Origin of the sequence: Clostridium thermobutyricum, from assembly GCF_000371465.1 — a bacterium.
Classification (GTDB): domain Bacteria; phylum Bacillota; class Clostridia; order Clostridiales; family Clostridiaceae; genus Clostridium; species Clostridium thermobutyricum.
Genome location: NZ_KB850959.1, coordinates 26,182 through 47,801 on the forward strand (window position 1 = coordinate 26,182; position 21,620 = coordinate 47,801).

16 protein-coding genes are annotated in these 21,620 nt (G+C 23.6%); 14 read left to right on the plus strand and 2 right to left on the minus strand.

What is annotated here, in order from left to right:
* The first annotated feature begins 15 nt into the window (after positions 1–15).
* From HMPREF1092_RS15610 to HMPREF1092_RS15620, 3 genes are all read left to right on the plus strand, one after another.
* Positions 16–1,122, plus strand: coding sequence for a tubulin-like doman-containing protein (locus tag HMPREF1092_RS15610; protein WP_002599654.1), 1,107 nt, complete (start codon positions 16–18; stop codon positions 1,120–1,122).
* A 617-nt stretch (positions 1,123–1,739) separates the two neighbouring features.
* Positions 1,740–2,243: a transcriptional regulator gene (locus tag HMPREF1092_RS15615; RefSeq protein ID WP_002599655.1), complete on the plus strand. Its 504-nt coding sequence runs from the start codon at positions 1,740–1,742 to the stop codon at positions 2,241–2,243.
* A gap of 84 nt (positions 2,244–2,327) precedes the next feature.
* Positions 2,328–2,729 (plus strand): single-stranded DNA-binding protein, encoded by a 402-nt coding sequence (locus tag HMPREF1092_RS15620; RefSeq protein WP_002599656.1) that lies wholly within the window; start codon positions 2,328–2,330, stop codon positions 2,727–2,729.
* 63 nt (positions 2,730–2,792) lie between these two features.
* On the opposite strand, the gene HMPREF1092_RS15625 is transcribed toward HMPREF1092_RS15620, so the two are convergent.
* Both HMPREF1092_RS15625 and HMPREF1092_RS15630 read right to left on the minus strand, forming a co-directional pair.
* Positions 2,793–4,706 carry a P-loop NTPase fold protein gene (locus tag HMPREF1092_RS15625; RefSeq protein ID WP_002599657.1) on the minus strand — a complete coding sequence of 638 codons (1,914 nt, stop codon included), beginning with the start codon at positions 4,704–4,706 and terminating at the stop codon, positions 2,793–2,795.
* Between the two features lie 133 nt (positions 4,707–4,839).
* Positions 4,840–5,067 carry a hypothetical protein gene (locus HMPREF1092_RS15630; RefSeq protein ID WP_002599658.1) on the minus strand — a complete coding sequence of 76 codons (228 nt, stop codon included), beginning with the start codon at positions 5,065–5,067 and terminating at the stop codon, positions 4,840–4,842.
* Positions 5,068–5,844: 777 nt separating this feature from the next.
* Here HMPREF1092_RS15630 and HMPREF1092_RS15635 point away from each other — a divergent pair.
* The 11 genes from HMPREF1092_RS15635 (at position 5,845) to HMPREF1092_RS15685 (ending at position 21,063) form a co-directional block, all read left to right on the plus strand.
* Positions 5,845–6,369: a hypothetical protein gene (locus HMPREF1092_RS15635; RefSeq protein ID WP_002599659.1), complete on the plus strand. Its 525-nt coding sequence runs from the start codon at positions 5,845–5,847 to the stop codon at positions 6,367–6,369.
* A gap of 189 nt (positions 6,370–6,558) precedes the next feature.
* The gene (locus HMPREF1092_RS15640) at positions 6,559–6,930 is read left to right on the plus strand and encodes a hypothetical protein (protein WP_040414537.1); all 372 of its coding nucleotides are present in this window, start codon (positions 6,559–6,561) and stop codon (positions 6,928–6,930) included.
* Between the two features lie 20 nt (positions 6,931–6,950).
* On the plus strand, positions 6,951–7,313 hold the full coding sequence (locus HMPREF1092_RS15645) for a hypothetical protein (RefSeq protein WP_040414540.1): 363 nt from the start codon (positions 6,951–6,953) through the stop codon (positions 7,311–7,313).
* Positions 7,314–7,327: 14 nt separating this feature from the next.
* A complete protein-coding gene (locus HMPREF1092_RS15650) occupies positions 7,328–7,597 on the plus strand; it encodes a hypothetical protein (RefSeq protein WP_002599662.1) in 270 nt (89 codons plus the stop codon).
* Positions 7,598–7,804: 207 nt separating this feature from the next.
* The gene (locus HMPREF1092_RS15655) at positions 7,805–8,263 is read left to right on the plus strand and encodes a hypothetical protein (RefSeq protein WP_002599663.1); all 459 of its coding nucleotides are present in this window, start codon (positions 7,805–7,807) and stop codon (positions 8,261–8,263) included.
* Positions 8,264–8,360: 97 nt separating this feature from the next.
* Positions 8,361–8,858 carry a hypothetical protein gene (locus tag HMPREF1092_RS15660; protein WP_002599664.1) on the plus strand — a complete coding sequence of 166 codons (498 nt, stop codon included), beginning with the start codon at positions 8,361–8,363 and terminating at the stop codon, positions 8,856–8,858.
* 365 nt (positions 8,859–9,223) lie between these two features.
* Positions 9,224–10,960, plus strand: a complete 1,737-nt coding sequence (locus HMPREF1092_RS16660; protein ID WP_002599665.1) for a hypothetical protein — start codon at positions 9,224–9,226, stop codon at positions 10,958–10,960.
* 204 nt (positions 10,961–11,164) lie between these two features.
* Complete coding sequence (locus HMPREF1092_RS15670; RefSeq protein WP_002599666.1) at positions 11,165–12,037, plus strand: DNA polymerase III subunit delta; 873 nt, start codon at positions 11,165–11,167, stop codon at positions 12,035–12,037.
* A gap of 36 nt (positions 12,038–12,073) precedes the next feature.
* Positions 12,074–13,564, plus strand: a complete 1,491-nt coding sequence (gene dnaX / locus HMPREF1092_RS15675; protein WP_002599667.1) for a DNA polymerase III subunit gamma/tau — start codon at positions 12,074–12,076, stop codon at positions 13,562–13,564.
* A 56-nt stretch (positions 13,565–13,620) separates the two neighbouring features.
* Complete coding sequence (locus HMPREF1092_RS16665; RefSeq protein WP_002599668.1) at positions 13,621–14,175, plus strand: single-stranded DNA-binding protein; 555 nt, start codon at positions 13,621–13,623, stop codon at positions 14,173–14,175.
* A 309-nt stretch (positions 14,176–14,484) separates the two neighbouring features.
* Positions 14,485–21,063: a SpaA isopeptide-forming pilin-related protein gene (locus tag HMPREF1092_RS15685; RefSeq protein ID WP_002599669.1), complete on the plus strand. Its 6,579-nt coding sequence runs from the start codon at positions 14,485–14,487 to the stop codon at positions 21,061–21,063.
* The last annotated feature ends 557 nt before the right edge of the window (positions 21,064–21,620 follow it).

Sequence of the window (21,620 nt, forward strand, 5' to 3'; positions counted from 1 at the left end):
AAAGGAGTTTTAAATATGGAGTTAAATAATATATTAGTAGTGGGATTAGGTCAATGTGGATGTAGAATAACAGATGGTTTTAAATCATTAAATCCAGAATTGACACCAATATATATCAATTCATCAGAATATGATATGTTAGATTGCAAACATATTAGAGATTATAATAAACATATTTTTAATGGAGCAGATGGATCTGGTAAAGATATAAATAAAGCATTAGAGTTTATAATAGAGGACAAGCCAAGATTATTAAGTTTCTTAGATAAGTTTTCACAATTTAAGTATATGTTAGTTGTTTCTTCATTAGGTGGGGGAACAGGAGCAGGTACTTTAACTGAATTCTGTAGAATAGTTAAAGAAACATATGACATTAAAGTTGGGGTATTATCAATAATGCCAAGTTTAACAGAAGATAAATTAAGTTTAGACAATGCTTTAACAACACTTAAAGAGTTAAGTTCAAATAAGTTTTTAGAATTAGTAGATAGTGTTACTGTAGCTAACAACGGTAAAGTTAAAGGTGGAAATTATGCTAAGATTAATAGACAAATAGTTAAGGGATTTAGCCAAGCATTAACTCTAACTACAGACAGTAGAGAAGAAAGAATAGATACATCTGATTTATCTAAAGTATTTCTTAATAATAAAGGATATCTTTCAATATTACCAATGCCAGAATATTGTGATAGCATAGAAGAAAGTTTATTAGAAGCAAGAGAAAATAATATTTTTGTATGTAATTCAGAAGATATGGAATGTGGTTATGGAGCAATAGTATTAAATGAAGAATACAATTTAAAGGAAGTAGCTAGTTTAATAAATTCAGATGAAACATTATTTAAATCACATGATAAAGAAGATCCAAATAAGAATATGATATTATTAGGTGGTTGTAGTTTCCCTAGAGATATAATTAATGATTTAAGAACAGAATTAAGAACTAGAAATGCTAAGAAAGTAGAAAGAAAACTAGGATTAGATGATGAAGAATTTGATATAGATGAAAGAAAGAAAAAAATAATGAGTTCATTATCTGAAAATGGTAATTCTATAAGTAGAAATAGAAGAAGAACAAATAATATAAATAAAATTTTAGATGATGAAGATATAGATTTTTAATCAATAAAAAGATAGGACTTAGGTAAGTTAAACCTAAGTCTTATTTATTTTATAATTAATATTAGTTAAGTTTTTATTAGTATATTCTAAATATATGTTAAATATATGAAAGTATAGTCTAAGTTTATTCAGAAATTAATATGTATTTGAATAAACTTAGATAATTTTTAGGATAAATTATAAATAAAGTTTTTTATTATTTTATCTTTTAAATTTTTATATTCTACAACTATTTCTTTTATTGTTATAAAAAATCTAAATCAACCAAAATTTCATATAAATAATTAATTTATTTTCAAAAATAGAGTAGTATATTTATATAAAATCCAAGATAGACTTTATTATAGATATAAAAAAATAATAAAGAGTTGAATATATTCCAACTTTAAAAATTTCTATAAACTAGATAGTAAAAAACATATTGGCTTTAATAGTAACAGTAATAAATGTTTTTATTTTTTTAATTTAAGCTTAATAAAATAAGATTTCATTTCATACGAAAATTTTCTACGCATTGACATAGTACCCTTTGAAGGGGATAATTTTATTGTATTTATATAAAGAGTTTAACAATCCTTAGATAATAAAATTTTAAATATAAGAGGTGAGAATACGATATGTTGAAGATGTATTTAAATGATTTAATAACTTTATATAAAAGAGAGAATTTAGTTGATAATTGCATAACTCTTTTATTCTATAATGTTGATATACAGTCTTTAGTAAATGAATTAAAAAAGATTTCTATAATTGATAATTATAAAATAGAATATGAAAGAAATTTAAAACTATTAGAGTTAAAATTTAAGAATGAAATAGATCTTAATGAATTCAATAAAATATTGAAAATTTTAGACACTATATATATAGTTGAAATCTATCAATGTAAAATGACTTTTGAATTATTACATAAAATTAAAGATAAAACAATTACAACTAGTGAAATTTTAATAGAAATTAATTTATCTCAATCAGAAATTTCGAAGAGTACTGGTATTCCTAGAAATAAACTAAATGATTTTATAAAAGGGCGTAGAAAAGTTAATATAGATATTATAAATTCAATTTATTCTCAGTACCCTTTAATTCCAGCATGGGATATTTTCAACTGTCCAAAATAGTTCTGTAAATTTTTGATATATGGATTTATGTGTTATAAAATGTATATATAGGAAATAACAAATGATAAAAGGACGTGTTAATTGATGAATAAAGTTATTTTAGTTGGTAGACTTACAAGAGACCCTGAATTAAGATTTGCTGCTGGAAGTGGTAATGCTGTTGCTAGATTTTCATTAGCTGTTACAAGACAATTTAAGAGGGATGAAGCTGATTTTATTAACTGTGTTTCATTCGGAAAACAAGCTGAAACTATAGCACAATACCTTACAAAAGGAAGACAAATATCATTAGTAGGAAGTTTAAGGACTGGCTCATATGATGCACAGGATGGCTCTAAGAGATATACTACTGATGTAGTAGTTGAAAATTTTGAATTTATCGGCGGAAAAGGAAATACCAATACTAACGGACAAAATAATAGCCAAATCTCTAGTGGGTTTGATGATGATTTAACTCCTGTAGATGATGGAGATATGCCGTTTTAATTATGCTAAAAATATTATATAGATAAAGTTTAAATCCATATCTTTTAGATATGGATTTTTAAATTAATTTAAATGCTCTAAAACTGATTTTAACCAATTAATAAATATCTTTATATTAAATTTTCCAATCTTATCATCACATTTTAAACTATTTAATCCTGAAATTAAATCTTCTATATATTCTTTATCTCCTTCAAAGTAATCTTTAACATTGCTAAATGAATATCTACTAAAAATTGCTTCCGCTAACTTACGTTTTTCTAAATTATTGCTTTCTTCAAGCATTATAATAATTTTATTAATATCAAAATATTTTAAGAATCCTTTATAATTGAAAAAATAATCATTTTTATCTGAAATATATCTTGCAAGGTCTAAAACTTTATTCTCATCAAATATTTCCTTTGTTTCTTCTTCAATTATTTGTTTTAATCCTCTAGGCTCATATGAATTTAATTTTTTTAACATTTCAATATGTTCTTGATCATTTTCATATCCAGGATAACAATTACTATTAATAAGGATTATATCATTAAAATTATCTGGTCTAGACTCTATCAGTTCCCCAATACCTATTACCAGTTCGTTTAATTCCTCTTTAGTAATTATATTTATATCTTTATATAACATATAAAAATAGTCTATGTTGACTTTCAATTCATTTATATTAATATTTTCATCTTTATTTTCAACTTTACTTTTTATTTCTTTAAAATTATTTTTTACATCATTTTCAGACATTAATATATAATTGGTTGGAATTAAGTTTTTTCCTTTATTTAAGTCCTCATTTAACTTTCTTAATTCTTTGGATAAACTATTTAGCTCCTTATTTAAACTACTTATGTCAATAAATGATGTGCTTAAAAATATAATTATACTTTTAACTATGTAAGCATTTTTTAATGAATATTTTGTTCCCAATTTAATTAATATAATCTCATTTATTGCTTTATCTAAATGGTTTATATTACTTTTCTTCATCTCAATAATTAATTGTGTTGTAGATTTTATTATATTTTCTATTACTTCATTTTCTTTATACATTTCTAGTTTATTGTTATCTATTTTAGATAAAATAGATTTTAACTTTATAATTACATGCCTTGCAGTTCTTGCATTAAAATATTGGTTCAAATCAAAAATCTTTATTATAAGTTCCTTATTAGATTCTAATATATTCAAAATTTCTCCATCTGCTTTTGAACTACTTATCATATTTTTAATTATTTCATCTTTATTAGGGCTATATTTAATTGTTTGATATATTAACTTTTCTTTTACTTCATCATAATAATCATTATTAAAATATATATCTTTTACTAATCTATCTAATTTATCTAAAACTTCTTTCTTATCTAATTTATTTTTATTATCATCTTCATTAACTTCTCTAGTATCTTTGAATATCTCATAGGCATTTATATTCTTTAACTCTTTATTTTCATTAAAGTTATTCTTATTAAGTTCCTTTTCATTAGCAATAATTATAACTTTTTGTTTTTCATGTTCTACTAATTTATTTATATAACCTAAAACAGAGTTTATAGGTATATTGCATCTTTCTAAATCATCAAATATTATCACATATTTCGTATATTCATGATTCGAATTTAAAAAAGCTTCTTCAAATTTCTGTGCATAATCATCTAAATTAATTCCAGTTTTTAAGTTTATACCACAGGATAATAATTCCCAAATAAACTTAGGAACTTTTTTGCCTGTTTTTAAAAGTGGTATTGTATTTATTAGTAGTTCTTTTTCTATATCTAATATACTTGTCATTCCATACAAGGAAATATAAATAACCTTTTGTCCTTTGTCTTGTAATTCTTTGATGACTTTATTTTCTATAAAATAAGTTTTTCCAGTTCCCCATTCTCCATCAATTAAAATTGCCCCACCAACACATTCTTCTTCAACATAATCATTTATTATATCTATTATATTTTCATCATTTAAATTATTATTGCACATTTTCCACCTCATAGTTATATATATTCAATAAAATAGAATTTAAATAAAAATATATTTATAAATTAGTTGTATTTAAAAATTATTTAAATACAACTAATTTATTTTACATTTTTAGTATTAAAAGACTAATCAATTATTTATAAATTCTGTTAGTTTCAGCTAAATACATAAGTGCAACAATTATAAGTAAAATTGCACATACTGATAAACCAATCATGCTACACGTAACCCAAATTTTTCCTTCTTGACTAATAATTGATAAACTTTTAATATCAATTCCAAAAACCCCAATTAAAAAAACTCCTAAAAATTTAACTACTTGAAAAATTGAGTCTAATTTTTTTTCATATTTTTCATTCATAAATAAATACTCCTTTCTCTTTTTTTTACTTTTATTATAACAAATTATGTTATCATTATAAAAATTTGCTATACATTTATTTAAACCCAATATTCAATGTAAATTTTTATTTATGCCAATTCTATCACAGAAAATAATTAATATAATTATTTCAAAACTAAAAGAACTATTATTAAGTTAATACTTACTAATAGTTCTTTTAGCTCTTTATTAATTCTTATTTCTATTATTAAAATAGGTATTGGGTAAAAAACTTTTGAATTTAAATGTATATTAATGAAAAATAAAACTTTTATTGAATTGATTTCTTTATTCCATTATATTGTATTTATTATTTAATGTAAATTAAGTTAAATTTATTTAACTAACTGACTTATAACATTTTAACTAAAAATAATTTAATAATTTTTATTTTAATCAAATTATAATTTAGTTCTGTAAAAAATCTAATTAAAATTTGAAAAAAGTTTTCAGTATATAATTTATTTAATATTATTTTATAATATTATTAAAGGATAATTGATAGGTAAACGTTCCTCAATATTAGCTGATGTGTGTAATTAATTATTTTCCCCTCAGCTAATATAAATATAAAATTTTAATAATCATTACTAAAGTAACAGAATTTATAAGTCTGTTACTTTTTTATTTATATACAATTTCTAATTATATTTTGATTAAATTTTCTCTCCTAAAATTTTTCATAAAAAGAAAAAAATGTTATAATTTATATATAATATATATTATTATGAACTAAAGGAGTGCTAAAGATAAATTATGAAAGAAAAACTTTTAAAAGAAGAACTTATAACTGTTAATATGCCAAAGAAAATAATTATTGGAGATCCTTCATATTATGAAGATGAAACTCTAAGCAAATATAAACTAGATAGGCTTACATATACTAAAACTTTTAGAGGTAAATTAGATTGGAAATGTCATGTTATTTTAAAACAAACTTATACAGAAGATGAAAACATTCAATATAAAACTAACTCTATTAATTTAGTATGTTCTGCTGATGATGAATTGATAGAATTGGTAAAAAAAGATTGCTGTTATAATTATATAAAAGTTAAAGATAGGTATATTGGTGTTGATACTGCGGAATATTTTTTTGCAATAGATAATAATGATACAATGATACAAACAGGTAGTGATGGCTATATTGCAACAATATTAGAGTTTTATAAAGGAAATAAATTGTTGGCCATAAAAATTAATTTAGATTTTGGAGATGTTCTAGATTACGAAGAATGTAAAAGTAGAGTTCAATATCTATTTAATAAAAATTTTGAATAAATATAAAATCTTAAATTATTATATATCTAAAGGTTTAGTAATGTTACTAAACCTTTTTGTTTTAAAAAAATTAACTATTTGATAAAAACTTTTAGTGTCAAAAGTAGCATATTTACTATGTAAGGCTTTTTAAATATATTTAAAAATTTAATTGAATAGATTAGAGTAAATTGAATGTGGTGCTATATATTGAAGTTTAAAGGAATAAAAATTGAGGAAATAGGATTAGAAATATCTGAATACAAAGAAGAAATTAATGGTGAAGAAGCATATGATTATTTTTATGAAATTTTAAAAAATAAATTAAATGGAAATGCCTATTTAGATGAGGTAACAGATAGTGCTATTCAAATAAGATTTGAAAGAGAAGCTAATAAAGAAACATTAGATTATATTATTGATTTTTATAATAAATACATTAAAAATAATAAAAAAATATTAGATAACTGCAATGTTAAGTTAACAATTTCCCTGGAAGAATATTTAGGGGATTATAATTTTTACGATTTTACTATTATAGATTTTGAAAAAAATATTATTAAAACAATTTGTTTTGAATAATGCTAGATGGAGTGATAAAAATGAAGAAGTATGGTGTTAAATCTAAAAATAACAATGATATATTTATATTTCATGCTTTACCGAAAAAAATTACAAAATTTCAATGGTATATTTCTGAAAAAAGCAATGAAATTGGTAAGGTTATTGAAGGAGAAATATATGAATCTATTACATTGTCAACAAAATTAATAGCTGAAAAGATGTATGATGGTAAATATTTATATTGTAAGTACCTAGATAAGAATAAAAATAGCTATGAAAAAACAGAATATATAAAGTTAGATTTAACTGTTGATAGTATGGTTAATGAAGGTATAATTTTTGATGATATTTCAGAATTTGATGAACAAGGTAACATAGTAAGTTTAATTACAAATAAGTAAAGGAGTTAAATATTATGAAGTTTTATACTTATGACGATGTTAAAACTAAACTTAAGGGTAAGAATTTAATAGTCTTATTAGGTAAATCAGAAGGTGAATATTGGGGACTATTTCAAGATAAAGAAATAAAAATTAAAAATGAATACTTTGATATTGAAAAATATGATTTTATAGTTTGTGCTAGAGTTCTAAGTAGAAAAGGAAACTACTTTATTCCTGTTGGTTATTCAAATGAAAGTGAATGGCTAAAGCAAGAATTTTCTAAAATTGAGTGGTTAAATTAAATAATATGCATAATGATGGTTTATATGAAAAAAGAAATATTATAGCATAACTCAAAAATGATGGATATATGCTTAAAAGAGTCAGAAGATTATATAGAATCAAAAGAGAACAATCAAAATGAAAAGAAAAAAGCTATTAAAGGAACTAGAAAATATAGACTATGATATTACTATTTATTAAATTTAATTAAGAGAAGGTGGATTTAAATGTTTAAAAAAAAGCATAATATTAAATTAACAGAAGAATTGAAATATGTTAGTTTTTACTTTCAAGATTTAGGCATTATAGAAAATGACGGATTCGAAATAACAGATATTTCAAAACATATAAAAACATTTGAAAATAGTTTTGAATTAGAGAGTGAGTTAAATAAATTGTCACAATATATATATGATGATAAAAGGAGAATACATTTTAATGAATTTAGACAGTTCCCTTATATAACTCATGGGGATAATAATTTATGCGATTTTTCGATATTAGCTAAAAATTATACTAATTTAGATATATATTTAATTAAATTCATAAGGAAATTTGTAAAATATATTAAAAATGGTGAATATTCATTTTTTGATGTAGATTTCATTATTAAAAATACGAGAAAAATAGAAATTAAGGAGTATTCAATTTTTGCAATGCCAATTGATGAAGTTTTAAGATTATAAATAAATATAGTGTATAAATTTAATACCTCTTAGAGTAATAATGACTAAAAGAAAGTATTAGATTAATTAACCTAATATATATTAAGGAAGTGTTTTTATGGAAAGAGAAAATAATATAAAAAAAAGATTATATAGAATAGATGATTGTCATTTTTATAATAATAATGAAAGTTGTTTATTGATAGAAAGTGAATTAGATCCAGATATTTTAGAAAAAATAATAGTGGCAATAAAATTTAAATTTGAGGAATTAGTTGATGAGAGTTTTGATATTGATTTTTATCATTTATTAGATATACTAAAAAAATTTTATAATGTTAAAGATGTTAAAGATGAATATAAACACTTATTAAATAAAACTGATATTTGTAATTATGAATATTATACACATAACAATAATGAATGCTGCATTTATTTAGAAGAGGCAAATGTTGTTATTATAGAGTTATTTAAAGCTAGAGAAAGTCATTGTGGACCTAATTATAAAGAAATTTATAAGTATTTAGTTAAAGATAAAGAATTAGAAAATATGATTTCTAATTATATGCAATATTCTGAAAGATATCCAGAATTAATTAATTATATTAGTCATTAAGTAAAAATCTAGAGATAGATTAAAATTATGATAAATAATTTTATCATACACCTTTAAAAGTTTAGTAATTTTATATTATTAAACTTTTTTTATTTTATTAAATTTATTGTTTTCCTATTATTCAAAAACTTTTAATAATTTGGCAAAAACTTTTATTGAGAAAAGTAGCATATTTAATATGTAAGAATAATTAAAATAAATGGCTATGTCCAAAAATTAAATGAAAAATATAATTAAAAAAAATTGAGTTTTACTCATTGAGGAATTAAATGAAAGGAGAAGTAAATAAAATTTTATGATGAACTTTATTTTATATTGTATAAAACAATCATCATTTACGAGTATTTTATTTACAAATAAAAATTATGGATAATGTAAGAGTTAATTCATTAAAAAGAAAAATTGAAAAAAAAGAAACTAAACAAAATACCAATTTTAAAGAGGTAAAGAAACCAGACTTATATAAATTTAAGTTTGATTATTTCTATGAATCAAAAACTTATTCAAACTTACTTGCAAAGTATACCAATTATTTTGAACAAATAGTAGCTAATGAAGCTATTATTAATGAAAAGTTAATAATGGATATGACAGATCAAGAAGTAGAGAATCTATTTAATACTGTATTACACAGAGAAATTAGTAATTGTATGTCTTTTGAGGATGTATCTGATATAAGAAATGAAGATGGAAGAAAATTAGATATTAATACTATTGCATCATTATGTAAGATAAATCCATCAGAGGTTTGCGCAAAAGATATAACTATTGCATACAATGATGGATATGTTAATTTAATATGTGTATTAAATCAAAAGACACCCAAAAGCATAATTAAATCTCGTTGGAATTTTAGTAAAGGAATGAATATAGCCGCTTCTATAGGCTATATACTTGCTTATTTATACTTGATTAAAGTTACTGATAGAAAATTGTCAGAATTATTAAAAGAATCAAATTCCAAAAGTAAAAAAGGTGATTATGCAATTAAAGAGTATAATCAGGAACAAATAAATGCATTATTTAATTGGGCAGATTACGGATATTACTTTTTATATCCAATTCGTATAAAAGGTTTATCCCTTATTTTAGAAGCATTTTCTATTATAGCTGAGGAACAATATAATGCAAAGTTAGATGAAGAATATAATAAGATGCTAAAAAAATCTTATGCAACATCTTATATTCAAAAAAAGAATATTCCTAAAAAAGTGCTTGATAGAATGAATAATAGTGTATTTTTAAAAGATTTTAGTGAATTAGAATTAGATCAGGAAACTGACCTATCTAAATTTAGTTTAATAGAAGAAGAATATTCTATATTAAAAGATAAAATCGATTTAAGTAAACTATTTTCTTCTAAAACTAAACCAGCATTACGTTTTAGAAAATTAGGTAAGCATAGAGCATTAGGCTTATATTTCCCTTTTTGTAATTGTGTATGTGTTGATTTAAATGCTCCATCATCATTTTTTCATGAAATAGGACATTGTATTGATTATACATTCACAGATGATACACTAAAACTTTCTAGTAAATCTAGCTTTAGAAGTATAGTTGCTAATTACAGAAAGCTATTTTTAAAAGAAGTTGATGATTTAGATGATTCCCATCCCTCAAAGGCTTATTTAAAGTATAAAAAATCATACTATTTCAATACTTCTGAAATTTTTGCTAGAACATGGGAAATGTACTTAATTCTAATAAAAAAATTAGAGTCAAGCTTTGCTAAACCAAAACTTAGTATTGATAGAGGCTATCCTACTACAACAGAACATTTTTTAAATATAATAAAAATATACTTTGATGAATTATTGAATAAAATGAGTTTAAATTTAGAAGTTGGCATTTCTACATTTATTAATCCAAATTCAAATTCTGTTACACCACTTCTTCAAATAGTAAATTCTAATTCTAATAGTTCTGAAAAAGATAATAATAAAAATTTAAGTATTTCTGATAGTAGTTATCCTATGAAAATAGCTGATTCTAATGGTATAAATCCTAATAATAATTTAAAAACTGATAGAGATATTGATTGTAATATTTCTAATTTTAAAATTAAAATCAATAAAGGAACTAATCAATTATCATTCCTTTAATCAAATCGCCATAGTTAGGTGTCTAACTTATGGCGATTTTTATTTTATTAAATTTAATTTCTTATTTTTTACAATTTATTAAAAGCTTTTTGCCTGAAAAGTAGCATATTTACTATGAAAGATAAATTAAAATAAATGGCTATGTCCAAAAATAAAATGAAAAATTTAAATTAAATGTAATTGTTAATCAAAGGAGGAATTAAAATGAATAAATTTCTAATAAGTAATAATTTTTACTTTGTAAATGAAATTATAACTAAAGAAATTAAGGATATTGATTTTTTAGAATTTAATTATTTAAAAATATCAGAAAAAACTGATATTGATTTAATAACTAATTTTTTAGAATCTCTTCCTTTTTCTGATACTAAAAAAGTTTTACTAATTGAGGTAGAACAATTTAGTATTAAAGAATTAAAAGAAATATTATCAAATTCAAATGAAAATACACAAATTATAGCGGTATATTATTTGAAAAATAAATTAGATAAAGTTGATACAAAATTATCTAACCTATTTAAAAATAATGGATTTACTATTTTGAAAAGCGACAAAGTTAATTTGGAGCTAGTAGATAAAATTTTAAAATCTAAAAATATTCCTGTTTCTGCAACTACCTTTATAGATGCAGATAATATGGATGTAGTTTTAAATGATATTGAAAAAATTAGCTTATTAGATGAAGAAGAGCTTATTAATGTAAAAAAATATATATCTGAATCATTTGATAGTAATATTTTTGAATTAATAAACTCAATTCTTTTAGGCGATTTAGATGAAGCTTTAAATAAATACTCTCATCTAAAAGAAAATCCAGTTGCTATAAATAGAATAGTATTAAAACAATTGGATCAGATAAGGATAATTAAAAGTTATCCAAGCTCATTTAAAAGTGAGTTATCAAAAAGGGGATATTCTAATATACACCCTTATAGATTACAGCTTATGAAGAAATCATCTATAAACACAGTAATTGATTTAAATATGGCTGTTATGGAACTAATGAAAAATGATATTGATAAAGTTTTTAACTTTGAGACATCAATATTAAAAATAGTTTCAACTAAAAACAATTAAATTAAATTTAATGGCAATGCCAAGGAGGAATAAAAAATGAGATTAAATGATAAATATAGACCAGGTAAATTTAAAGATATTGTAGGACAAGAAATGGTATCAGAGATATTAAAGAAACAAGTTATCTCTAATAAACTTGCACAAGCATACCTTTTTGAAGGTAGAGCAGGGAGTGGAAAAACAACTTCTGCAAGAATTTTAGCAAAAGCTATTAATTGTACAAGTCCTATAAATGGTGAGCCTTGTGGACACTGTGATAGTTGTAGAGCTATTCAAGATGGTACTTCTCCAGATGTTATTGAAATAGATGCAGCTAGTAATGGTGGAGTTGATAATATAAGGGCTATTAAAGAAAATATGATGTATTCTCCAAGTATAAGTAAATATAAAGTTTATATAATAGATGAATGTCATATGCTTACTACTAGTGCATCAAATGCCTTTCTAAAAATTTTAGAAGAACCACCTAAATATGGGAAATTTATATTATGTACTACAGATGCTGATAAAATGCTAATTACAATTTTATCAAGATGTCAAAAATATAAATTTAAAAATATAAGTGTTAATGATATTAAAAAACAACTTATGCTTATATCTAAATCTGAAGGATATATTCCTGATACTTTAGACAATATAGTAGATATTATAGCCAAAGTATCAAAAGGTGCTATGAGAGATGCAGTTAGTATATTAGAGCAGTTAATTAGCAGCAATATTACATCTTTAAAAGAGGTTATATCTATATTAGGTATATCTTCAAATGCTAGAATATTTAAGTTATTAGGTAACTTAAATAGACGTGATTCTGCAAGTTCTATGGAAACATTTTTTAAGGCTTTAGAAGATGGTACAGATGAAACTAAATTTTGTACTAGTTTAATAGATGCACTTAGAGCTTTACTAATTATAAAAAGTGGTGCTAGCACTAATCTTATTGAAATGTCAAAGAAAGATATTTTTGGTCTTACTAAATTTTCAGAGCTTATTGAAACAAAAGAGATTATTGGCCTATTAGAAATATTCCAAGATGCTTTTAATAATCTTAAAAATGCAATGTCTAAAAATTTAATAATAGAAATAGCAATCATGAAATCAATAGAATTTATGAAATCACAAAATAAAAATTGCATAACAGAAAATATATCTAATGAAACAAAAGAAATTAAAAAAACTGAAACTAAAAAAGAAACTAAAGATAATGGTTTAACTGAAGAAGAAATCAATGCTTTAAAAATGAAAAAACTAACTAAAACTATAAAAGAACGTCAATTAGTTTTAGAAAATAAAGTTAGAAATGTTGCAGATAAAAAAGAAGGAAGAGCAAAAGAGGCTTATTCCAAGTTAGCTGATGCAATAAAATCATCTGGATTCACTAAGCAACAAAATTCAGATGTTATTGTTATAATAGCTCATACTAGCTTTAAAGATATATTAGAAAAAGCAATTAGTAATAAGTCATTAAATAAAATGATTAATGATTGCTTTATTATAGATGGCATTAATTATACAGTTAAATTAGATTAATTTACAATTTACTATTAAAACAAAATTAAATAGCTTAGCTATAGGAGGATTTAAATATGTTTAATCAAGTATCACTAGGTGGAAAAACAACAGAAAAATATACATTTAGAATAGTTAATGGGACTGCTATATATAACGGGACAATAACTGTAGATGATTATGTGAAAAAAGAGAAAAAAACTTATTTTATAAAATTTACTGCTTTTGGTAAAAAAGCTGAATTATTAAATAAATATTTAACTAAAGGGACTGATCTAAACATTCATGGTAAACTTACTATTAATACTTATGAAATTGATGGTAAAAAATTTAAAGAACCAATTATAATTATTAAAGATGTTTATTTAGCAAAATCTGTTTTTGAAGGAATTCAAAATAAAGAAAATTATTTTTGTGAAAATGATATTAATGAAAATGAATTTGAAGATTACTTTAGAGATTACTTTGAAGATGAAGATGAATTCGTAAATGAATTAAATGATGAAGATTTAAAAGAATTAGAATCAGATACATTAAAAAAAGAAGGATTAGAAGAAGTAACTTCAGAAGATAAAAATCCATTTGATTCTATAAATTCAGAAGACTTTGACGATTGGCAAAATGCTTTTTAAACAAAAAATTTCAAAAAATAAAAAAAGTTGTTACATAAATTTATGTAACAACCTTTTTTATTTTATATAGTTTTTTAATCATATATAGAAAAATATTAAATTACTAAAACCTTAAATTTAAAATTAAATCTAATAGAAAATATTTGTTTTATATTAGTTTTTATATTTTTAAATTAATATTAATATTATAATATTTGACTTTAAAATTAAATATGGAATAATGATATTGTAAATATTTTTTATAATATTTATTCATTTTTTAATAAAGTAATATTTGCTAATAGCTTCTAAATAAAGAAAGGAAAAAAAATGAAGTTATCGAGAAAAATATCTTTTATAGCAATATTATTTTTTATTACAACAATGTTTTATAATTTTATTCCAATTAAAGCTTATGCAGATAATTTAAATCAAAATGATTTTAATTATCAAATAACTATAAATAATCAGCCAATTAAAAATGGAGACAGTATTAATATTAACAATAATAGTAAAGTTACTTTTAAAATTGATTTCGAAAGAAATGGTACTTTAACAGCTGGAGACAAGCTTGTTTTCACTTTGCCAAAAGTATTTAAAGATTTAAAAGTTCTTAAATACCCTGATTATTGTTTCGGAAAACCTATCATTAAAGGTAATACTTTAACTCTTGTGGCTAATGGGAACATAACACATGTAGTAAATGGATATTTCAGTGCTGAAGCTACTTTTAATGATACTAGCAATAAATCAAAAGTAGATACTCCTATAAACATAAATGGAAAAGCACAAATTATTCATATAAATGTTCCTAATGCAACTCCAAATCCAGGAGATACTGATTCTGGAAAAACAGATTCAGGATCTGGTACAGGACAAGGAAATATAGTTCATATAAATAAAACTGTAAATGGTCAGCATGGTTTTAATATTAACAATTTAAATAGTAGTAATAATACATTCAATTTTAAAGTTGAAATAAATACTCATGGAATAAACGGAGAAAGTACTTTTAAAGATAATATGTTAGCAGCATTTCAATTGGTTAAAGGAAGCTTATCTATATATAAGGTTACCCCAAATGGAAATGTAAATGTAACAAATAAATTTTTGAAATACTCTACTATAAATAATACATCAATTGAGATAAAAAATATTCCTCAAAATGAAAATTATATTATTTATTATAAAGGAACTATTCCATTAAAATATGCTAATAACTTTACTAATAGATATGGATTTGCCCAAAATAATGCAACATTAAATCAATATTCTTCTAGTGTTTTTGGTACATTTAGAGTAGACAAAATATCCGAGGTTACATCTAATACTATAAAAGGCTTTTTTAGTAAAACTGTAAATAATCAGTTTTATAGTAATGTTGGAGATATAAAAACATATACTTTAAATGTTAATCCTCAAAACTATCTTATAAAATCTGGTGCTATTATTAAAGATAAAATGCCAGAAGGATTAGAGTTAAATTCTTTTGTTGGTGCAAATATGGCAAATTCTATTAATCAATTTATTCCGTATAATTTTAAGATATGTGAAATAACTAAGGATGGTACATATAAGGTTTTAAATCCTTCATATAATCCTATGTCCGAATCACAAAGTGGAAGTGTTGATGGAGTAATTACATTAAATTATCAGACAAATGAATTAACAATACAATTTAATAAAGATACTACAGAATGCTTTACATTAAGTTATACAGCTAAAGTAGATAAACTTTTAAATAAAATAACTAATACAGCAGAAATGAGTGTTGATAATCTTACTACTAAAAGCTCAAGCACTATAAACTTTTCATCTAATTCTGGATTAATTCAGGTATGGAAAACTGTAGGTGCAAATGATAATGACCAAGGAAATATATCTTATATTTATCCAGGACAAAGCAATGATGTTTTATATGAACTTCATGTTCAAGCTTATGGAATTTACCCAGCAAATTATCTAAATTTAGAAGATGATTTACCTGTTGGTGTAATTTTAAAAAGTATAGAAGTTCCTAAAGGATTTTCTTATAAGATTGATGGAAATAAAATTTATGTGCAAAATGACACTATAATAAATTCAAAAATATCATCTGAAACAAAAGTAATAAAAATAGAATGTTCTTTAAAAGATGTACCAGATGGAACTACAACATATAATTCTCTTAAATATAATAACAATGTAGTTTCTACTGTTCAAACTAAAAAAGGTTATGCTTTTAGTGCAATAAAAGCAGCAAAGAATTCTCAAACTTCAAATAAAATAACTTTACAGGGAGCTGTTTATGGAGTTTATAATTCTGATGGTAAACTTTTATATAAGGTTACATCAGGGGAAAATGGAGAAATTCATGGAAATATAAATTCAACAGGAAATTATTATTTACAAGAATTACAAGCACCTAAAGGATATTTAGTTAATAATACTCCAATTCCTTTCAGCATTGAAAAATCTAATATAGGAACAACTCTTAATTTAGGTTATATTTATGACTCTAAAATACCTACAAATGGTGGTTTTACAATCCAAAAGTTAAGTTCTAATGGAGCTAAGCTTGAAGGTGCTGAATTTACAGTAACAGGACCAGATGGATTTAAAAGAGTTGTAACTACAAATACAGATGGAATTGTAAAATTAACAGATATTCCATTAGGAACTTATACAATTAAAGAGACTAAAGCACCATTAGGCTATAGTTTAAATCCTAATATACAATCATTTACTATTAATGCCGAAAATGCTACTAAAGAAAATGAAGTAACATTTAAAGATACTCAAATATTAGGTGATTTACAAATAATTAAAACTAACTCAACAGGAAGCAAAAATTTACAAGGAGCAGAATTCGATGTAAGTGGACCAAATGGATTTAATAAAATTGCAACTACAAATACAGATGGAGTTGCTAATTTAAATAATCTTCCTTGGGGCACTTATACAGTAAAAGAGATAAAAGCTCCTTTAGGGTATAATTTGAATAATGAATCTCAAACTGTCCAAGTCACAAGTGCAAGTGTTGGACAAATACAAAGTTTAACATTTAAAGATACTCAAACTTTGGGTAAATTAAATATAACTAAGACAGGAAAAGATGGTGTTAAACTTCAAGGTGCTGAATTTACAGTAACAGGCTCAAATGGATTTAATAAAGTTGTAACTACAAATAGAGAAGGAGTTGCAAGTTTAAATAATTTACAATGGGGTACTTATACAATTAAAGAAACTAAAGCACCACAAGGATATGAGTTAAATAATAAAGCTCAAACTATAACTATTAATTCTGAGGATGCTTCACAAGTACAAGACCTAACATTTAATGATTATCAAATTTTAGGTCAATTAAGTATATTGAAAACTGGAGCAAACGGGTATAGATTACCTGGAGCAGAATTTAAAGTTATAGGACAAAATGGATTTAATAAAGTTGTAACTACAAATAGAGAAGGTATAGCTACTTTAAATAATCTACAATGGGGTACTTATACAGTACAGGAAATCAAAGCTCCAAAAGGATATAATTTAAATAACAAACCTCAAACCGTAGTTATAAATTCAAATGATGTTTCAAAAGCTAATAATCTAACTTTTGTTGATAGTGAAGTATTAGGAAACTTAACTATAGAGAAGTTAAATGAAAGCGGATATAAACTTGCAGGTGCAGAATTTAACATAAGTGGTCCAAATGGATTTAATAGAGTTGTAACTACAAATACAGAAGGAGTTGCAAGTTTAAATAATTTACAATGGGGTACTTATACAATTAAAGAAATTAAAGCACCACAAGGATATGAGTTAAATAATAACTCTCAAACTATAAATATTGATTCAAATAATGTTAGCTCAACACAAAATTTAAAATTTGCAGATGTAAGATTAAATGGAAGTATAAAAGTAACTAAACTAGGCAAAGACGAAGTTAAACTTTCAGGTGCTCAATTTACTATAACTGGTGCAAATAACTTTAAAAAAGTTATAACAACAGATATAAATGGAGTAGCTACTTTAAATAACTTGCCATGGGGAAATTATACAATTAAAGAAACTAAAGCACCACAAGGGTATAAATTGAGTAATAAAACTCAAACTGTAACTATTAATTCTAATGATGTTTCACAAATACAAAGTATAACATTTAATGATACTCAAATCTTAGGTAATTTAAATATAACTAAAACAGGAAAAAATAGTGTTAAACTTCAAGGAGCTGAATTTACAGTAACAGGTCCAAATGGATTTTCTAAGGTTGTAACCACAAATAATGAAGGAGTTGCAAGTTTAGATAATTTACAATGGGGTACTTATACAATTAAGGAAACTAAAGCCCCATTAGGTTATAAATTAAGTGATAAAGCTCAAATTATAACTATTAATTCAAATGATGTTTTACAAGTACAAGGTGTAACATTTAACGACTCTCAAATTTTAGGTCAGTTAAATATAATTAAAACAGGCAAGGATGGAGTTAAACTTGCGGGTGCGAAATTCAAAGTAACAGGACAAAATGGATTTAATGAAATTGTAACTACAAACAAAGAAGGATTAGCTGCTTTAAGTAACTTACCATGGGGTACTTACACAATTAAAGAAGTTAAAGCTCCTTTAGGATATAATTTAAATAATGAAATTAAAACTGTTCAAATTACAAGTGCAAGTGTTGGGCAAGTACAAAGTTTAACTTTTAATGATACTCAAATTCTAGGTAAATTAAATATAACTAAAATAGGTAAAGATGGAGTTAAACTTTCAGGTGCTCAATTTACTATAAGTGGACCAAATGGATTTAATAAAACTGTAACTACAAATAAAGAAGGAGTTGCAAGTTTAAGTAACCTTCAATGGGGTACTTATAGAATTAAAGAAACTAAAGCACCTCTAGGATATAAATTAAATAGTGAAGTTCAAACTATAGTTATAAATTCAAATGATGTTTCAAATGTTCAAAGCATTACAGTAGTAGATGGACAAGAAACAGGAAATATAACTATTACAAAAGAAGGTCTAAATAAAGAAAAATTAGCAGGAGCTATTTTTGAAATAACAGGACCAAATGGATTTAATAGAGAAGTTACAACAGGAGATAATGGAAGCGTTAGTTTAAATGGTTTAGCTTGGGGTACTTATACAATTAAGGAAATTAAAGCACCACAAGGATATGAATTAAACTATAAACCACAAACTGTAAATATTAATGCTAAAACCGTTAATTTAACACAAGGATTAACTTTTACAGATGTAAGATTAAACGGAAGCATAAAAGTAACTAAACTAGGCAAAGACGGAGTTAAACTTTCAGGAGCTGAATTTACTATAACTGGTGCAAATAACTTTAAAAAAGTTATAACAACAGATATAAATGGAGTAGCTACTTTAAATAACTTGCCATGGGGAACTTATTCAATTAAAGAAACTAAAGCCCCAATAGGATATAAATTAAGTGATAAAACTCAAACTGTAACTATTAATTCAAATGATGTTTCTCAAATTCAAGGAGTAACATTTAATGATACTCAAATTTTGGGGAAATTAAGTATAATTAAAACAGGTAAAGATGGGGTTAAACTTCAAGGAGCTGAATTTACTGTAACAGGACCAAATGGATTCAATGAAACTGTAACTACAAATAAAGAAGGAGTCGCAAGTTTAAGTAATCTTCCTTGGGGTACTTATTCAGTAAAAGAAATTAAAGCTCCAGAAGGATATAATTTAAATAAGACAGTTAAAACTGTCCAAGTTACAAATGAAAGTGTTGGACAAATACAAAGCTTAACTTTCAATGATACTCAAATTTTAGGTAATCTAAATATAACTAAATTAGGTAAAAACGGAGCTAAGCTTGAAGGTGCTAAGTTTACCATAAGTAGTTCAAATGGATTCAATGAAACTGTAACTACAAATAAAGAAGGAGTTGCAAGTTTAAGCAATCTTCCTTGGGGTACTTATAAAATAAAAGAAACTAAAGCACCACAGGGGTATAAATTAAATGATAAAATTCAAACTATAACTATAAATTCAAGTGATGTTTCACAAGTTCAAAGTTTAACATTTAATGATACTCAAATTTTAGGGGAATTAAGTATAATTAAAACAGGTAAAGATGGGATTAGACTTGAAGGAGCTAAATTCAATATCACAGGACCAAATGGATTTAATAAAATTGTAACTACAAACAAAAACGGAATTGCAATTTTAGATAATTTACAATGGGGAACTTATTCAGTAAAAGAAATTAAAGCTCCACAAGGATATAATTTAAATGATAAAGTCCAAACTATTCAAGTTACAAGTGAAAATGTTGGTACAATTCAAAGTTTAACTTTCAATGATACTCAAATTTTAGGTAAGTTAACTATAACTAAGATAGGTAAAGATGGAGTTAAACTTGAAGGTGCTAAATTTAAAGTAACTGGTCCAAATGGATTTAATAAAATTGTAACTACAAATATAGATGGAATTGCAAGTTTAGATAATTTACAATGGGGAACTTATTCAATAAAGGAAATCAAAGCTCCTCAAAATTATAGTTTAAATAATAAAGTATTTAATATAACTATAAATTCTAAAGATGCCTATCAATTCTTATCTATAAAAGATAAATTAAACTCTAAAAATATTATAACTAGTTATGATAATAAAAATAATAAATCTAATTTTAAAGAAAATAATATTAATAAATTAAATAACATTAAAAATGAAATAACTAATTATAATAACAAAAATAATAAAATTGAAAATGTTGCTGCAAAAAATAGTAGTAAAACTAATATAGAAAATAATAATAGCCAAAGTAATACTGAGAGTCCTAAGACTGGAGATGCAAGTGAATTACCAATAATAATATTATTAGGTTTTGCTGTAGCAACATTAATACTAATAAACAAAGGAAAAATTTTAAATAGCAAGAAGTAATTAGCAAATATACGATAAGAAGTAATAAAAGAAGCTATCGCTTAAAATAATTTAGCGATAGCTTTTTTATGATATTATAAGTTAATAAAAGCAGAAATTTAACTTTTTATAATAAAAAATTATATATAACCCATTTAATACATATTCGCTTATAAAATAATAAATTTTGATAATGCGGATTTTATTATTGGTTTAAAAGAGGAACAGTAAAATTAGAAAAACATTCTTATGAATGGGAAATAAATGCTAATGATACTATAATGAAATAAATTTTTAATCATCTCCTTATAATTTATTAAATAAATCATTTCCAATATGAGTAATAGCAAAATGAAAATCAATGGTAATAACAAATAGGAGATGATGTAAAATTGATATAATATCTGTTCTAATAACTGCAATTATAATGATTTCATTAATCGTTATAAATAAAATTGTTGTTAGTAGTGATAAGGAAAATAAAGTGAGTTTTAAACATAATAAAGATTTGGACAATAAAAAGTCAAATGTAACCTTTAAAATAAATAGTAAAGAAAAAAATAATAAAAAATCAACCC

Coding starts and splice junctions, on each gene's coding strand:
- HMPREF1092_RS15610 (WP_002599654.1), top strand. CDS start 16: ATGGAGTTAAATAATATATTAGTAGTGGGATTAGGTCAATGTGGATGT.
- HMPREF1092_RS15615 (WP_002599655.1), top strand. CDS start 1,740: ATGTTGAAGATGTATTTAAATGATTTAATAACTTTATATAAAAGAGAG.
- HMPREF1092_RS15620 (WP_002599656.1), top strand. CDS start 2,328: ATGAATAAAGTTATTTTAGTTGGTAGACTTACAAGAGACCCTGAATTA.
- HMPREF1092_RS15625 (WP_002599657.1), bottom strand. CDS start 4,706: ATGTGCAATAATAATTTAAATGATGAAAATATAATAGATATAATAAAT.
- HMPREF1092_RS15630 (WP_002599658.1), bottom strand. CDS start 5,067: ATGAATGAAAAATATGAAAAAAAATTAGACTCAATTTTTCAAGTAGTT.
- HMPREF1092_RS15635 (WP_002599659.1), top strand. CDS start 5,845: ATGAAAGAAAAACTTTTAAAAGAAGAACTTATAACTGTTAATATGCCA.
- HMPREF1092_RS15645 (WP_040414540.1), top strand. CDS start 6,951: ATGAAGAAGTATGGTGTTAAATCTAAAAATAACAATGATATATTTATA.
- HMPREF1092_RS15650 (WP_002599662.1), top strand. CDS start 7,328: ATGAAGTTTTATACTTATGACGATGTTAAAACTAAACTTAAGGGTAAG.
- HMPREF1092_RS15655 (WP_002599663.1), top strand. CDS start 7,805: ATGTTTAAAAAAAAGCATAATATTAAATTAACAGAAGAATTGAAATAT.
- HMPREF1092_RS15660 (WP_002599664.1), top strand. CDS start 8,361: ATGGAAAGAGAAAATAATATAAAAAAAAGATTATATAGAATAGATGAT.
- HMPREF1092_RS16660 (WP_002599665.1), top strand. CDS start 9,224: ATGGATAATGTAAGAGTTAATTCATTAAAAAGAAAAATTGAAAAAAAA.
- HMPREF1092_RS15670 (WP_002599666.1), top strand. CDS start 11,165: ATGAATAAATTTCTAATAAGTAATAATTTTTACTTTGTAAATGAAATT.
- dnaX (WP_002599667.1), top strand. CDS start 12,074: ATGAGATTAAATGATAAATATAGACCAGGTAAATTTAAAGATATTGTA.
- HMPREF1092_RS16665 (WP_002599668.1), top strand. CDS start 13,621: ATGTTTAATCAAGTATCACTAGGTGGAAAAACAACAGAAAAATATACA.
- HMPREF1092_RS15685 (WP_002599669.1), top strand. CDS start 14,485: ATGAAGTTATCGAGAAAAATATCTTTTATAGCAATATTATTTTTTATT.